Annotated in this window: 11 protein-coding genes; 5 read left to right on the top strand and 6 right to left on the bottom strand. The window is 71.7% G+C overall.

The annotated features are described in order from the left end of the window. Window positions 1-238: 238 nt before the first annotated feature. From J2S57_RS21350 to J2S57_RS21335, 4 genes are all read right to left on the bottom strand, one after another. Window positions 239-1261, bottom strand: a complete 1023-nt coding sequence (locus tag J2S57_RS21350) for a class I SAM-dependent methyltransferase (RefSeq protein ID WP_307245762.1) — start codon at window positions 1259-1261, stop codon at window positions 239-241. 94 nt (window positions 1262-1355) lie between these two features. After that, window positions 1356-1877 (bottom strand): phosphoribosyltransferase, encoded by a 522-nt coding sequence (locus J2S57_RS21345; RefSeq protein WP_307245760.1) that lies wholly within the window; start codon window positions 1875-1877, stop codon window positions 1356-1358. Window positions 1878-1902: 25 nt separating this feature from the next. Beyond that, complete coding sequence (locus J2S57_RS21340) at window positions 1903-3351, bottom strand: esterase/lipase family protein (protein WP_307245758.1); 1449 nt, start codon at window positions 3349-3351, stop codon at window positions 1903-1905. Beyond that, entirely contained in the window at window positions 3351-6278 is a 2928-nt protein-coding gene (locus J2S57_RS21335) for a CHAT domain-containing protein (protein ID WP_307245756.1), read from the bottom strand. Before J2S57_RS21335 ends, J2S57_RS21340 begins: the two co-directional genes overlap by 1 nt. A gap of 133 nt (window positions 6279-6411) precedes the next feature. Here J2S57_RS21335 and J2S57_RS21330 point away from each other — a divergent pair, with 133 nt between their 5' ends. Continuing rightward, the gene (locus tag J2S57_RS21330; protein WP_307245754.1) at window positions 6412-7254 is read left to right on the top strand and encodes an aldo/keto reductase; all 843 of its coding nucleotides are present in this window, start codon (window positions 6412-6414) and stop codon (window positions 7252-7254) included. Window positions 7255-7686: 432 nt separating this feature from the next. Here J2S57_RS21330 and J2S57_RS21325 read toward each other — a convergent pair whose 3' ends face one another. Beyond that, window positions 7687-9417 carry a DNA polymerase IV gene (locus J2S57_RS21325; protein ID WP_307245752.1) on the bottom strand — a complete coding sequence of 577 codons (1731 nt, stop codon included), beginning with the start codon at window positions 9415-9417 and terminating at the stop codon, window positions 7687-7689. 62 nt (window positions 9418-9479) lie between these two features. Here J2S57_RS21325 and J2S57_RS21320 point away from each other — a divergent pair, with 62 nt between their 5' ends. Further along, the gene (locus J2S57_RS21320; protein ID WP_307245750.1) at window positions 9480-9950 is read left to right on the top strand and encodes a universal stress protein; all 471 of its coding nucleotides are present in this window, start codon (window positions 9480-9482) and stop codon (window positions 9948-9950) included. Window positions 9951-10076: 126 nt separating this feature from the next. On the opposite strand, the gene mftD (J2S57_RS21315) is transcribed toward J2S57_RS21320, so the two are convergent. Next, a complete protein-coding gene (mftD, locus tag J2S57_RS21315; RefSeq protein WP_307245748.1) occupies window positions 10077-11243 on the bottom strand; it encodes a pre-mycofactocin synthase MftD in 1167 nt (388 codons plus the stop codon). A 120-nt stretch (window positions 11244-11363) separates the two neighbouring features. Here mftD (J2S57_RS21315) and mftD (J2S57_RS21310) point away from each other — a divergent pair, with 120 nt between their 5' ends. From mftD (J2S57_RS21310) to J2S57_RS21300, 3 genes are all read left to right on the top strand, one after another. After that, window positions 11364-12560: a pre-mycofactocin synthase MftD gene (gene mftD / locus J2S57_RS21310; protein ID WP_307245747.1), complete on the top strand. Its 1197-nt coding sequence runs from the start codon at window positions 11364-11366 to the stop codon at window positions 12558-12560. Window positions 12561-12706: 146 nt separating this feature from the next. After that, window positions 12707-14572, top strand: coding sequence for an HSP90 family protein (locus tag J2S57_RS21305; protein ID WP_307245745.1), 1866 nt, complete (start codon window positions 12707-12709; stop codon window positions 14570-14572). Window positions 14573-14574: 2 nt separating this feature from the next. Next, entirely contained in the window at window positions 14575-15687 is a 1113-nt protein-coding gene (locus tag J2S57_RS21300; RefSeq protein ID WP_307245743.1) for a tetratricopeptide repeat protein, read from the top strand. Window positions 15688-15840 lie beyond the last annotated feature (153 nt).

Raw genomic sequence — 15840 nt, 5'->3', positions numbered from 1 at the left:
TCGTGGCCCCCCACGGCGTCCAGAAACAGGAATATAGCGCCGAATTCCCCCGAACGGAACATTCCCGTGTCGGCCAGATGACCCACGCGAGGCTTCGGCCCCTGCTCGACCACCCGGCCGCGGCCGCGAACGAACGCGCCACGACGGATGCCGGTCGGGGCACCGGCACGCCGCCGAGCACCCCGGCACCTGACGGTGGACGCCGCAGGCGACCACGGCGTCCACCGTTGAAGGGACCTCAGCGCTGCTTCTGCCGCTCCAGCTGCGTCAGATCAGCCTGGCGAGCCACCGGAATACGCTGCCCCCGAACGGGTTCGGGCAGGGCACGGAGGAAGGCGCTGGTGGCGACGACCCCCGCGACCTCGAACCGGCTCTCGCCCGCCAGGTGCGCCTTGGTGGCCCGCTCGACGCCCGGCCAGTTCTTGTCGCCGTAGTCGTCGAGCACCACGATCCCACCCGGGGCGACGATCTTCTCGGCGAAGACCAGGTCGTTCGCGACCCCCTCGGCCGAGTGGTCGCCGTCGATGATGACGACGCCGTACTCGCGGTCGCTGACGGCGGCCTGCACCTTGGGGTCTTCGGAGAAGCCCTTGACCAGCCGCATCCGGTTCGGGTCGACACCGGCCAGGGCCAGGTTCTCGCGCACCACGGTCTCGGTGACCGGCGAGCCGGAGGTGTCGGCCTTGAGCTCCTTGACCTGCAGCTGCACGTCGGCGAGGGGGTCGATGATGGTGAGCCGGTAGTTCAGGCCGACGCGGCTGATCTGCCGGGCCATGCCACCCGAGAAGAGACCGAAAAGGGTTCCGATCTCGAGGATCTCACCGTTCGGCGGATCGAGGAGCGGAGTGGTCGCGAGCTTGCCGAGGATGTTGGGCGCGCCCCCCGCGAGCCGCCCGACACCCCGCAGCTCGAGTTCGAAGAGCGTCCGGTAGGCCTGCACGACCCGGCCGTAGGCGTCGGGCGCCCCGGTGGTCTCGGCGATCTGCGCGGCCAGCGTGCGCAACCGTTCCTCGCTGATCAGCCGGGTGCTGCGGCGCCCCTGGGACCCCAGCAGCAGGTCGACGGCGTAGCCGCCGGTGCGCATCTTCTCCAGCTCGGTGCGCAGCTGCAGCACCTCGGTGCGCAGATCGAGCACCTCGCTGCTCTCGCTGAGAACCTGCCGGGCCCGTTTCCGGGCCAGGCGCTCGATCCGCCGGTCGAGCACGGTCAGAACGGGCTTGAGCGCCCGCGCGGTGGTGTCTTGTGCCCATCTCTGCGCCATGACCCTATGAGATCAGAGGATCACGGCGTGATTTCGGCGACACGGGCGGGCCTCCCCCGAAGACCCGACCCGACATCGGGAGGCAGCCCCCTTTTCAGACGACAGCCGCTGCTTCCCCGTCGTCACCACTGCTCGCACCGGCCACCACGGGCGGCTGCGTCGACCAGGGGAAGTTGATCCACTTGTCGGTCTCGCGCCAGGAGAAGTCGGGCTGAACGATCGTGCGCGGCTTGGTGTAGAGCACGGCCGAGCGCACGGCCGTCGGCTGGTGGTGCCGCAGCAGCTCGAGCACCAGGTGCAGGGTGCGGCCGGAGTCGGCCACGTCGTCGACGACGAGCAGGTTCTTGCCCACGATCGCGTCGGTGTCGAGCAGCGGCTCCAGCAGCACCGGGTCGGGCAGGGTCTCCTCGACGTCGCTGTAGAACTCGACGTTCAGGGTGCCCGCGGCCTTCACGCCCAGCGCGTACGAGATGGCTCCCGCCGGCAGCAGGCCACCGCGGGCGACCGCGATGACCATGTCGGGCTGGAATCCACTGTCGGCGACGGCGCGGGCCAGGTCTCGGCTCGCCTCGCCGAACAGGTCCCAGGTGAGGATCTCGCGTTCCGGGGTGCTCATCCCGCCAATCTACTGGTCAGCGCGATCATGCCCGCAACCAGCTCAGCAGCCTCTCGCCCACCGCCGGGTCGTCGAAGTAGCGGGTGTGCTCGACCCCGGCGTGCGGCTCGAGCAGCAGCGGGCCGGCGACGGGGAACCCGGGCACGTCGGCGAGATGGTGGACGCCCCGGGTCGGCACGACGAGATCGTTGCCTTCGGAGCCGAACACCAGATCGGTGACGCCGTTGCGGCTCACCCGCCGCAGCGGCGAGTGCTCGGGCGGGTCGTAGTCGGAGGCCACCGCGTGGAGTGTGGTTCCGGCGCTGACGGTTTTCAGGTTGAGCCCCCGGGCCAGGTACTCACCGGCCGGGTCCATCGAGGTCAGCCCGTCGAGGCCCTTCACCGCGCCGAGGGCCAGGTGCTTGAGCACGGTCAGCACCGCGTCGAGGGTGTCGGTGACCGGGTTGCCGGGCACGAACTGCAGCAGGTTCGTCATCCGGTCGACGTAGGCGCCCCAGTGCTTGGCGTCGGCCAGAACCGTGCCGGCGTTCGGGGTGGCGACCATGACCAGGCGGCGCACCCCGATGTTGTGCTGGAGGGTGGCGGCGATCTCGCGCCCGACGAGACCTCCCCGGCTGTGGGCGATCACGTCGAGGTTCAGGGTGGCGGTCGCGGGCAGCCGGGAGAGGAACTCACGGGCGTTCGCGGAGGGGTCGGCCGACAGGGTGGGATGGTCGAACGCCAGCACGCGGCCCTGGTAGAGGTCGTGGAGCTGGCTGAACGTGGCGCGGGGCAGGGCGCGGAAGGCCAGGTCGGACCGGCTGAAGGTGCCGTGCAGGAAGAGCAGTGCCGGCCCCTGGGAGAGCTGGGCCCAGTCTTCGGCGTCGAGGCCGCGGCCCTCCGGGTCGGTGTAGTCGTCAGGGGTGAAGGCGCGCAGCAGGTACGGCCGGTGCCCGGCCTCCCAGCGGGTGGCCAGCTGCTCGGCCACGATCGCGGTGCCCCGCTCGAGCAGCGGAAAGGCCAGGACCTTGAGCAGTTTCCGGCCGATCGTCCAGACCAGCCCGCGGTAGCCGGGTTCGGACGGGGTGGCCACGACGGCGCGCGGGATCGAGTACGTCAGGGGCCGGGCGTCGTCGGGACCCTGGGGTTCGGCCGGCAGGTGCCACGACTGGCTGCCGTCCTCGGCGGTGTAGAGCAGGACCTGGGCGAACGAGCGGCCCGGGCTGGGGACCGACAGGGTGATGTCCGGCGCGGCGCCGGCGCGGGCCCCGGCGACCAGGCCGACCTCGGTGTGGCCACTGATCTCGACGGTGAGCTGCTCCATGAACCCGGCCGAGGCCACGGCCCGGGTCAGCTCGTCGGCGCTGCCCTCGCGGGCGCGCAGTCCGGGGCCTCCGGCGGGCAGAACCTCGGCCTGGCCGCTCAGACCGGGGGTGCTCAGCACCACGCCGTCGAGCGTGACCGGGGTGCCGTCGGGGTTGAGAGGCTGTGCCATCACTGCCCTTTCCTGGAGCTGACGCCGTTGCCGGGTGCGTGCACCAGGCGCAGACGGGGGTGCCCGAACAGCTGGAACGAGACCAGCGTGGCGTCGATGCCCGGGGTCTCGCGCCGCACGGCCCGCTCGGTGTAGCGGGCCCGCACCCGCCGCAGGAACTCCGCGACGGTGAGGAGTTCCCGGCTCGCCGGGGCCTCGGGGAAGGCGATGCCGAGGCAGCGCCGGTAGAACTCCTCGGCCAGGCCGGAGGCGGTGCGGTCGTCGATGTTCCAGATCGGTGCCACCACGGCTCCGGCGCCCGCCTCGAGGAAGGCGGCGGCCATGCCGCCGTAGTCGCCGATCATGCGGTTGTCGCCCGCGCCGATCTGGCAGGCGTTGAGGTACACGAACGGGGACGCGGGCAGCCGCCGCCCGCGGATGTGGTTCTCGTGCAGCACGTCCGGAGTGGGTCCGGTCTCCTCGGGCAGGAGCAGCAGGCCGCCCGCCGCGCCGAGCGGGTCGAAGCGCCCGTGCAGCGCGAAGTGCATCAGGTCGACGCCCGGCCGCCCGCCGATCAGGTCGAGCACGTCGGTGAACAGCGGCCGCACCGCCACCACCGACGGCTCCAGCGCCGTGATCAGACGGGCAGCCTCCAGCTCGGCGTGCGGAAGTGTGTCGGCGCCGAGAAGCCCCTCGTAGTGGGCGGTCACGACGGCGGTGGCCCTGACCTCGAGCCGGGCCGAGGGACGCGGCGAGGGCGGCACCACGTCACTGACCAGCCAGCGGCTGATCGCGACGTGCCCACCGAGGAACACCGACTCCTCGTGCTCGCCCCATCGTTTCGGCCCGGCGGCGAGTTCCCACGGAACGTGCGGCTCGTCGCTGAGAATCAGCACGGTCGCGGGATTCTCGGCCGTTCCCCGGGCCGCGGCCTGGTGCAGGGCCCGCCGGATCGGTTCGGGCAGCGAGCGGTAGATCCGGTTTCCGAGCCCCTGCAGCCAGGCGTACAGATCGAGCTGCCCGGCCGTGGTCGCGACCTTGTGACGGGCCTGCGCCCCCAGCTCGTGCGGCGTGGTGCCGGTGCCGCCCTCACCGACGACGACGCCGGCGCGGGGCTCGGTCTGGTCGGTGACGTCGCGGTGATGGCTGTACGCGGTGTAGACGAGCCTCGTGCCGTCGCGGTCGGCGCCCCGCCTCACCACGACCACCAGGTCAGGGCGCTCATGGTCGAGCAGCGGCGCCAGATCGATGCTGCCGCTCATCTTCTCGAGCGGTGACCCGGCATCGGGGGACGCGTCGGTCACCTCCGTCGCCCGCGCCAGGTTCCCGGGTGCCCACGGTGGCATCACCGCGTACGGACGCGTCGCTGCCTCCCCCTCACGGTGCCCGGCCGAGGGAACGCGAAGCCCGTCGCCGCCCAGCCCCGCCCGGTCGTCGGCAAGCCCCGCCGGCCCGGAGAGCCACGGACGTTCGGAAACATCCGGCCGGCCTCCGGCCTGATGCCGGCTCGTCCCCCGGTGCAGTCCGGTGCGGGACCGATGAAGCATCTGTGCCCCCGTATCCGGCGCACCCGACTCCTCGTGAGGTAGCCGGATCTCCCCCACCGGCAACCCGACCTCGGCGGCACCCGTCCCCTGTGCGCGGGCTGAGCCACCCGCGTCACCCGAACCCGCGCCGTCTCCCGAACCCGCGGCGCCGCCCGAACCGTCCGTGTCAGCCAAAGCCGTAGTGCCGCCCAGACCGTCCGCACCCGCACCCGGCCCGACGTCCCGCACCACGCTGAGCGTCTGCCCCTCGGCCGCGATGACGACCGCCCGCGACGCGAACCCGATGAGCGTCCCCTCGCGCACGAAGCTGACGTCGATGCGCCGCACCGACCGCAGCCCGGGCCAGGCCAGGCCCACGAACTTGACCCGCACCGAGGGCCACGGATCGCCCGGTGTGCGGCGCAGCGTGTAGACGCCCGGCTGTTCCTCGTCCGGCACCGGAGCGTCGCGCTCGACCTCGGGCAGCAGCACGAACGCGTGCGGATCGAACTGGAACGCCACCTGCAGCTCGACGACCTCCAGATCCCGCGGCACCTTCACGGTCCGGGGGCCGACCAGTGCCGTGTCCTGGTCCGGCCGCAGCCCCACCGTCACGCTGAACGGAACGCCGGGCGCCTCCCGGTCCGGCGCGTCGAGCCGTGGGTACACCGGCTCCGCCGGACGCTTCGGGACCGGCCGGGAACGGTCGCCCTCCGCCGACGGCCGACCCGTAGCCGGCCCACCTCGAAGCCGACCCGGCGCCCCGGGAACGGACCCCCTGCCCGGGGTCGGCGCCCCGCGCACCGCGTCCGGCGACCGCGTCTCTCCCGGTTCGTCCGCCCCGGAGGTCTCACCGGGCGTCCCCAGACCCCGTGCCCCACCCGACTGCGCCCCACCCGGCTGCGCCCCACCCACCCCTGACCCACTGCCCCGAGGTACGCCCCTCAGCGACCGCGCGTCGTCGACGCGCTCCCACCGCCGCTCCGCTCCGGACGGGCGACCGCTTCCACCCGCCGCCCCCGGACGGTCGCCGAAGTCGATCGCCACCCAGGGTTCCACCGCGCGTCCACCAGCACCCCGGATCCGGAACAACTGCACCGGCGGCGGGAACCCGTCACGCGTGAGGCTGGACAGCAGCACCCGCATGACCGTGGAATCGTCGGGATCCGTGGTGTCGCGCGCCAGTTCGAACAGCACCGTGTATTTCTGCAGCACCGGCATGCGCGCGATGAGCTCGATGAACTGCCCCCGGTGCGCGGTGCCCGGCGGCACCTGCGCCACCCCCAGCGCGCGACGGCCGAAATCCGGCCAGAGTGTGGGCGGCAGTTCCCCCAGAAGACGCACGAGCAGGCGCAATCGGGTCTCGGCGGTCGCGGTCGAAGCGACGTCGAGAAGCTCCACGGCCTCGGCACGGCTCAGCATCGGCAAGTCCCCCATCTTGTCCACGGACAGCTGATCACAAACGGAGGAAAACGCGCAATTAGGTTGACGCGCGAAGTGGTCCGATCAGTGCCAGGGTGGGACGAGCTGAACGTCCGCAAGGAGGAGTTGCCTGATGAACGCCGTTTCCGTCCCCACCGTGAAGCTCCGCTCCGGCCAGGAGATCCCGCAGCTGGGGCTCGGCACCGCGCGCAACGACGACGCGACCACCCGGCGCAACGTGGCCGACGCGATCGGCCTCGGCTACCGGCTCATCGACACCGCGGCCAAGTACGAGAACGAGGTCGGCGTCGGGCAGGGCATCGCCGATGCCGGGATCCCCCGCGACGAGCTCTTCGTGACCACCAAACTGCGGGGCTCCGAGCAGGGCTACGGCTCGACGCTGCAGGCCCTCGACAGCAGCCTCGAGCGTCTCGGCCTGGACTACGTCGACCTGTACCTCATCCACTGGCCGCTGCCCCGCCTCGACCGTTACGTCGATTCCTGGCGGGCGATGGAGGAGGCCGTGGCGCTCGGCAAGGTCCGGGCCATCGGGGTCTCGAACTTCCTGCCCGAGCACCTCGACCGCCTCGCCGCCGAGACCACGACCGTGCCGGTGGTGAACCAGATCGAGATCCACCCGCAGTTCCCCAACCGCGAGCTGATCGCCGAGAACACCCGCCGCGGCATCGTCACCGAGTCGTGGTCGCCGCTGGCCAACGCGAACGACCTGCTGAAGTCCCCGGTCCTCGACGAGATCGCCTCCACGCACGGGTGTTCCGCGGTCCAGGTGGTGCTGGCGTGGCACCTGCACCAGGGCCTCGTCGTGATCCCCAAGGCCTCGCACCCCGACCGCCTGCGCCAGAACCTCGACGTCTTCGACATCCACCTCACCGATGACGACGTCGCCCGCATCGCCACCCTCTCGACCGGCGAGCGCTCCGGCGGCCAGGATCCGGCGACGCACGAGGAGTTCTGACCCACTTCTGCGCGCTTCTGCCCCCTCTGCTCGCTTCCACCTCACGGCACCCCTCAGGCCCCAGCGGTCCTGAGCCCGCGGCGAAGGGTGCGCTGCTTTCGATTATCGATAATCGAAAGCAGCGCCCTTGGCCGCCCGACCACCCCACAATGAGGGACGCGTCGGCCCACCACCCCCGACAGGTCCCCGAACGCTCAGGGCACCGAAAAAGCAAGACCAGCAACGAGAATCGTCAAGCACGACCACGCCCAGATGCCCACATCCAGCGCCACAGACACAAGACGCCCCACCGAACACACCCGGGCAACCAGCACAACCGGCCAAGACCCGGCCGAGCAGGCGGCCGGGCCGGGGCAAGCGGCCAGGCCGAGGCAGGCAGCCAGCCCAGGGCAGGCGAGCAGGCCGAGCTCTCACCTGGGGCAGGCGAAGCGATCAGGCGGGGCTGTCGGCCGGATCGGGGGCCGGCTGGGTCCAGACGGGGGGTTCGCCGGGGGCCAGGTCGGGGTCGTCCACCCGGAAGGTCTTGATCGGGCCCGGACCGGTGTGGGGACCCTCGAAGCGAACCGTCACGCGTCCCAGACCGGTGCCCTGCACCCAGCCCGCTCCCCGCTCGGCGTGCACGATGTCCTGACCGGGCCGCCACTCGGGCACCCCCAGGTCGGGTGGGCGGGGTTCACGCAACTCCGCCGTCCACCCGAAGCCCTTGTTGCCGTAGGCCTCTTCGGCGCCGCCCGACACCTCGGGCGCGACGTCCGCCAGCCGCGACAGCACCAGCACGCCGTCGCCCGTCGTGCCCTCGGCCACCGACACGGCCGCCTCACCCGGCACCACCCCGGCCACCTCACCCGGCACCACCCCGGCCGCACCGGCGGGCACCGGCCTGGCCATCGCCCCAGCCGCCGGCCTGGCCGTCGACTTGGCCGTCGACCTTGCCGCTGCACCGGGCACACTCGGCGTCGCATCGTGGGTCTGATCGCCCGAGTCCCGATCCATGGTGGTCAGGGCCGATTGAGGTGCCGGCGCTGCCCCGGCCGTGATCATCCCGGTCACCGCGCCGGGGAGCTGCTCGTCGGGGTCGTCGCCCAGTTCGGCGAGAAGGTCGGCCAGCAGGTCGGTCTGGGCGAAGTCGGTGAGGCCGGCGACGCCGACGCCGAGCAGGCGCACGCCGTCGCTGACGTCGACGGCGTCGAGCAGGTGACGGATGCTGGCCATGATCTTGTTCAGCGAGTCGGTGGGCTGGTCGAGCGTGAACGAGCGGGTGATCGTGCTGAAGTCGTAGCTGCGCACCTTGATCGTGATGGTGCGGGCACACAGGCCGTCTTTGGTGATGCGGCCGACGACCTTCTCGGCCATGCGACGGGCGTGGGCCATCAGCTCGCGACGGTCGGTCAGGTCGGTGGAGAAGGTCTCTTCGGCGGAGACGGACTTGGCGTCGCGGTCGGGCTCGAGCTCACGGTTGTCGATGCCCAGCGAGTGCTGGTGCACGGCGGCGCCCTGGGCCTGACCGAGGATGCCGATGATCTCTTTCTCGGTGGCGGCCGCGACCTCGCCGACCGTGTGCATGCCGTATTTGTGCAGCCGCTCCTGCGTGGCCGGGCCGATGCCGGGCAGCTTGCGCACCGGCATCGAGGCCAGCAGCTCGCGCTCAGTGCCGGGCGCGACCACGGTGAGCCCGTCGGGCTTGTTGAGGTCGGAGCCGATCTTGGCGATCAGTTTGCTGGTGCCCGCGCCGACGGACGCGGTGAGCCCGGTGGTCTCGCGGATGCGGCGGCGCACGCTCTGTGCGAGTTCGGTGACGCCCTCGACGTCGATGTCGGGCATCGTGGGCGTCAGGTCGACGTAGGCCTCGTCGACCGACATCTGCTCGACCAGCGGCGACAACTCGGCCAGATGCCCCATCACCAGGCGGGACGCCGCCCGGTAGGCCTGGAACCGGGGTGTGAGATAGGCGGCATTGGGGCAGCGGCGACGCGCCTCGACGATCGACATCGCCGAGCCGACCCCGAACTTGCGGGCCTCGTAGGACGCGGTGGAAACCACACCGCGACGGCCGGTTCCACCCACGATGACCGGCTTGCCCCGCAGCGACGGCTTGTGCAGTTGCTCGACGGCGGAGAAGAACGCGTCGAGATCCAGATGCAGGATCACCGGCCGCGTTCTCATACCCACAGTTCTACCCGCCGGGTACGACAATCTTGCCCCCCACACCCGGATAGAGTTGCGCCATGTCTGGCTCGGACATTCCGGACCCCTCTCCCGAGACCCCTCGCAAGCGCCCGACCATGCTGGTCGGCGTCGACGGCTCGGAGAGCTCGCTGCGCGCCCGCGCCTACGCCGTCGGGCTGGCCCGGCGCTCCGACGCGTACCTGATCATGGTCTACGTGCGTCAGCTGAGCACGATGACGGCCTTCGCCCCCGGCCCGGGCACCGCCGCCATCGAGGAGGCCGAAGACGAAGTGGCCGCCGAGCTCCGCCACGAGATGACCCTCCTGGCCGACGAGCCCGGTCCCCCGCTCGACGCCGAGCTGATCGAGTGCACCGGCAGCCCGTTCCAGGCCCTGAGCCAGATCGCCAAGGAACGCCGGGCCGACGGCATCATCGTGGGCGCCTCCAAGCAGGCCGGCCACCGCTTCGTCGGATCCCTCGCCGTGCACCTGGTGCGCAACGCGACCTGCCCGGTCACCGTCGTCCCCTGATCGAAACCCTCACAACCACCATGAGAGACGCGTCGGGTCACCGACGGCGCCCGGGTTCCGGGCCGGGACGACAGCGGCGACCAGCATCCCGGCCGGAGCGCTGAAGCACTTGAAGCACCCGAGACATCATCGGCCCGGGCTGCTGAATCCCTTCGGCACGATCAGGTCGCCGGCACTCAGGTCCCGCACCGACGAGTGCCCGAGACCCAGCACCGCGGAGTCGATCCCGCCGCGCAGGACATCGAGCACGTTCTCCACCCCGGCCTGCCCGTTCGCCGCCAGCCCCCACAGGTAGGCCCGCCCGATCAGCACCGCCCGGGCTCCCAGCGCCAGCGCCTTGACCACGTCGGACCCGCGCCGGATCCCGCCGTCCAGGAGCACCTCCACCTGATCCCCCACCGCCGCCGCGACGGCGGGCAGGCTCCGGATCGACGCGCGCTCGGTGTCCAGGTTGTTACCACCGTGGTTGGACACCGAGATCGCCGTGGCCCCGGCGTCCACGGCCCTCAGGGCGTCGTCCGCCCGCGTGATCCCCTTGACCAGGAACGGCCCGTCCCACTGCGAGCGCAGCCAGGCGATGTCGTCCCAGGTCGGCGGTGGGGTGTTCTTCCAGGTGCCGTACGCCTCGAAGAAGGTCGGGACCCGCTCGCCCGGCCCGGCCAGGTTGGGCACGGTCAGGTCGGGCAGCTGCCCGGCGCGCACCCACGAGGCCAGCCAGCGCGGGCGGCGCAGCACGGCCGGTGCGAGACGCACGGCGGTGGGCAGGTCGATCCGCGTGGGGATCGCGGGCGAACCCCAGTCGCGGCCCTCGGAGAACGACCAGTTGAGGGTGAGCACGAGCCCCACCGCCCCGGCGGCCGCCGCGCGCTCGAGCCCGGCCAGGAGGTGTGCGCGCGAACCCGTCCAGCTCGTCTGGAAAAGCGTGGGCGCCCCGGCGGCCACCACGTCCTCGATCGACCGGCTCGCGAAGGTCGACAGACCCATGACGATGCCGCGCGAGGCAGCCGCGCGGGCGACCGCGACCTCGCCCAGAGGGTGCACCGCCTGCACCCCGGTGGGCGAGATGAGCACGGGCATCGAGAGTTCCTGGCCCATCACGGTGGTTTCCGACGATCGCACCGAAGCAAGTCCGGCCACGTGCGGCGCGAACCCGAGCTCGGCGAAGGCCCGCTGGTTGTCCTCGATCGTGAGCCCGCGTTCGGACCCGGCCAGCAACGCCTTGTAGACGGGGTCGGGCAGCCGGCGGGCGGCGCGCCGCTGGGCCTCGGCCACGCTCTCGAACCAGGGATTCACCGGGTCAGCCTTTCAGGTTTCGCTATATTGTCACCACGTGCCAATATAGGACCAAGGTCAGGCGGTCGATCAGACCTTCAGCGAGTCGGCGCCGGACCTCTCGAAGAGGAGAGAACACATATGGCCAATCCATGGTTCGAGACGGTCGCCGAGGCCCAGCGGCGCGCGAAGAAGCGGCTGCCCAAGTCCGTCTACATGGCCCTCGTCGCGGGTTCCGAGCGTGGCCTGACCGTCGACGACAACCTGAACGCGTTCGGTGAGCTCGGTTTCGCCCCGCACGTGGCCGGTCTGTCGCAGACCCGCGAGCTCAGCACGTCCGTGATGGGCCAGGACCTCGCCCTGCCGGTGATGATCTCCCCCACCGGTGTGCAGGCCGTGCACCCCGAGGGTGAGGTGGCCGTGGCCCGGGCCGCCGCCAACCGCGGCATCACGATGGGCCTGAGCTCGTTCGCCAGCCGCTCCATCGAGGACGTGGCGGCGGTCAACGACAAGACGTTCTTCCAGATGTACTGGGTCGGCACCCGTGAGGTCCTGGTGCAGCGCATGGAGCGCGCCCGCGCCGCCGGGGCCAAGGGCCTGATCATGACCACCGACTGGTCGTTCTCGATGGGCCGCGACTGGGGCTCCCCCGAGATCCCGTCGAAGGTCGACCTGAAGACGGCGATCAAGTTCGCCCCCGAGGTGCTGCGCCGCCCGAAGTGGCTGCTGGAGTTCGGCAAGACCGGCAAGATCCCCGACCTGACCACGCCGAACCTCGCCCCCGCGGGCGGCGGCCCGGCCCCGACCTTCTTCGGCGCCTACGGCGAGTGGTACGGCACCCCGCTCCCGACCTGGGACGACATCGCCTGGCTGCGTGAGCAGTGGGGCGGGGAGTTCATGCTCAAGGGCGTCATGCGGGTGGACGACGCGAAGCGCGCCCGCGACGCCGGCGTCACCGCCATCTCGGTCTCCAACCACGGCGGCAACAACCTCGACGGCACCCCGGCGCCGATCCGGGCCCTGCCCGCGATCGCCGAGGCGGTCGGCAACGACATCGAGGTCGTGCTCGACGGCGGCATCCGCCGCGGCTCCGACGTGGTCAAGGCCGTGGCCCTGGGCGCGAAGGCCGTGATGATCGGCCGCGCGTACCTGTGGGGCCTCGCCGCCAACGGCCAGGCCGGCGTCGAGAACGTCATCGACATCCTGCGCGGCGGTATCGACTCCGCCGTGCTGGGTCTCGGTCACTCCTCGATCCACGACCTGACCGCCGACGACCTGATCGTGCCGGACGGGTTCACCCGTTCGCTCGGTGTCACGCCGCTCACGAAGGCCGTGTAGCACCCCTCGTCGGCCCGGCGGAAACCAGTTCACCGCACTGGTTTCCGCCGGGCACTCCACTGTGTGAGCAACCGTGACCGAAACCGGCAGATTTCATACCCCTGGCGGTTTCGGACAAACCCCGTCGACCCCCTAGGCTTTCGCAGGTGCCCGCCCACCCCGAGCCGCCCGCGTCCCGGCCCTTCCAGGTCGACCTGCGCGGCATCGTCGACCTGCTGAGCCGCAGCATCTACTCCGGCCCGCAGGTGTATCTGCGTGAGCTGTTGCAGAACGGTGTCGACGCGATCACCGCGCGTCAGGCGGTGCCCGGCGCACCCCCCGGGGCGATCCGGATCACCCCCGGCGAGAGCCTCGTCTTCACCGACAACGGCATCGGCCTCACCGCCGCCGAGGTCGGCGAGCTCCTGGCCACGGTCGGGCGCAGCTCCAAGCGCGACGTGCTCGACCTGCCCCGCACCGACCGGCTCGGCCAGTTCGGCATCGGCCTGCTCAGCTGCTTCATGGTCAGCGACGACATCCGGGTCCTGAGCCGCAGCGCCGGCGGCGAGGCCCCGGTGGAGTGGATCGGCAGCGCCGACGGCACCTTCACCGTGCGCGAGCTGCCCCTCGACACCCCGATCGAGGTCGGCACCCAGGTCCACCTGAAACCCCGCCCGGGCGAGGGCGACCTCACCTCCGCCACCGGCGTCCTCGATCTGGCCACCCGCTTCGGCGCCTACCTGCCGGTGCCCGTGCGTGTCGACCTGCCCGGCGGGGGCGAGCAGACCGTCAGCGCCGAACCGCTGTTCGCGCACCCGTTCACGCACCCCTCGCCCGAGCTGATGGCGCTGGGCCGCGACCTGATCGGCGCCGACCCGCTCGACGCGATCCCGCTGCACGTGCCCGCCACCGGCACCCGCGGCACCGCCTTCGTGCTGCCCTTCGCCCCCTCCCCCGGGGCCCGCCAGGCCACCCGTGTCTACCTGCGCGGCATGTTGCTGTCCGAACGGGCCGACGACCTGCTGCCCGAATGGGCGTTCTTCGCCCGCTGCGTGGTCGACACCACCGGGCTGCGGCCCACGGCCAGCCGCGAGGCGCTGATTCAAGACGACGCGCTCGAGGAGACCCGGGCCGAGCTCGGCGCCGCCCTGCGCCGCTGGGTGGCCACGATGGCCAACCGCGACCCGGTGCGCCTGAGCACCTTCCTCAGCGTGCACCACCTGGCGCTGCGCTCGCTGGTGCTGCACGACGACGAGCTGGCCGGTTTCATCGTGCCCTGGCTGCCGATCGAGACCAGCAACGGCCAGACCACCTACCGCGAGCTGCTGCGCCGCGGCGGGCCGCTGCGCTTCGCCGAGACGGTCGACGAGTTCCGCCAGATCGCGGCGATCGCCCGGCCCGACGCCCCGGTGATCAACGGCGGCTACGTCTACGACTCCGACATCCTGCGGCGCCTGCCCGACCTGATCCCCGGCACCGTGGTCGAGACGGTCACCATCACCGACGAGCTGGCCTCGCTCGACGTGCCGCCGCTGGCCGAGCGGCCGTCCGCCCAGCGCCTGCAGGCCCGGGCCGAGGCCGCTCTCCAAGATCTCGACTGCACGGTCCTCGTGCGGTCGTTCGCTCCCGACACCCTCCCCGCACTGCACATCGCCGACGCCGGGGTCCTGCGCCGGCTGCAGCGGCAGCGCGCCAAGGAGGCCGGGAGCGGTATGTGGGCGTCGATTCTGCAGCGCATCGACGACGCCCACGACTCCACCCCCCAGGACCAGGCAGAACCGGTCGGCGCCGCCGGCCAGCTCTGCCTGAACTGGCGCAACCGGCTGGTACGGGCACTGGCCGAGAGCGATGACGATCTGTTGCTGGCCCGTACCGTGAGGGTGGTGCACGTGCAGGCCCTGCTGGCTGCACACCGCCCCCTCCGCGCGGTCGAGCGGGCTTCGCTCACCGACGCGCTGACCGACATCGTGCACCTGAGTGCCGGGCTGGGGGCAGACCTCGGCGAACTGCCGGACGCCCCCGGGGAGAACTGATCATGAACACGACCACGAGCCGCACCGACGGCAAGTCGGCACGGTCCATCGACACGGACGTCCTGCTGGACCGCGTGGAATGTCTCCTCGTGCTCGAGGAGTTCGGTCTGGCCGGGCAGCTGCTCGACCTGATCGCGACGCGCCGGATGCTGCTGAAGACGACCTTCACCGACGAGCAGAACGAGCGGCTGCGGCAGGCCCGGGCCCGGCGGGAAGACCCGCCGGAGCTCGACGAGGCCCTGGCGCCGGTGGTGGCCGTGCCCGACGACATGGAGCCGCTGAAGGTGGCCTCGGTCGTCGACTCGGCGCTGGAGAACCCGGGTCTCAACCGCGGCCAGGTGGCGGCGCTGCTGCGGGCCAAGGCCTGGATGCTGGCCGGCGCCGGGCAGCTCGAGGACATGCTCAACACCGCGGAAGACGCCCTGAAGATCGGTCTCGACCTGGGCGCCCACGGCTTCTGCGTGCAGCTGTCGCGCACCGCCGCGCAGGCCACCCTGGAGCTGCACCGCTATCAGGAGGCCGCCGACCTGTACCGGCTGGCACTGACCGAGGCCGCCGCCGGTGAGCCGATCGTCATCGTCGAGCCGCCCCGGCAGCCGCACGGTGACCTGCTCGGCCTGATCGACTCGCTGCACCTGCTGGGCCGCGCCCGCGGTCGCGCCGGTGACGTGCCCGGCGCCGAGGAGGTGCTGAAAGAGGCCGTGCAGCTGGCCTCCACGCCGCCGGCGTCCGAGCACCCGGCCGTCAGCGCCGCGCGGGCCGAGGTGCTGCACGCCCTGGCCGTGCTGATCAGCGGGGTCGACACCACGCGGGTCGACGAGGCGGTCGAGCACGCGCAGAACTCGGCCGACACCTACTCCAACATCAGCGCCAAGGTCGAGGCCGGCCGCTCACTCACGCTGGCCGCGCGCCTGCTGACCTCGGCCGACCGCCCGGCCGACGCGGTGCCCTACCTGGAGCGGGCCACCGCGGTGCTGGCCGGCGAGCCCGAGCACCTGGTCGGCTGCCTCGACATCCTGGCCGCGACCTACGCCCAGCTGGGCCGCACCGATGACGCCAAGGCCGCCGAGGAGATGTCCGAGCAGATCCGCGGGCTGAAGGAAGAAGCGCGGTAGCCGGCTGGTTCGTCCCCGTAGGACCCTTCTTTTCGACGGCGAAGAAACCCAAGGAGTCAGCGGGATGATTGCGGACCTCGACGATCACGGACGATGCGAAGGGTGACGCTGCCGGCGTCACCCTCGCTGCGGGCTGCCTGGGCGTCAGAGGGC

Origin of the sequence: Kineosporia succinea (assembly GCF_030811555.1) — a bacterium.
Taxonomy (GTDB): Bacteria; Actinomycetota; Actinomycetes; order Actinomycetales; family Kineosporiaceae; genus Kineosporia; species Kineosporia succinea.
The sequence above is the reverse complement of the archived record's forward strand: the minus strand, read 5'-3'. Positions and strand labels throughout refer to the sequence as shown.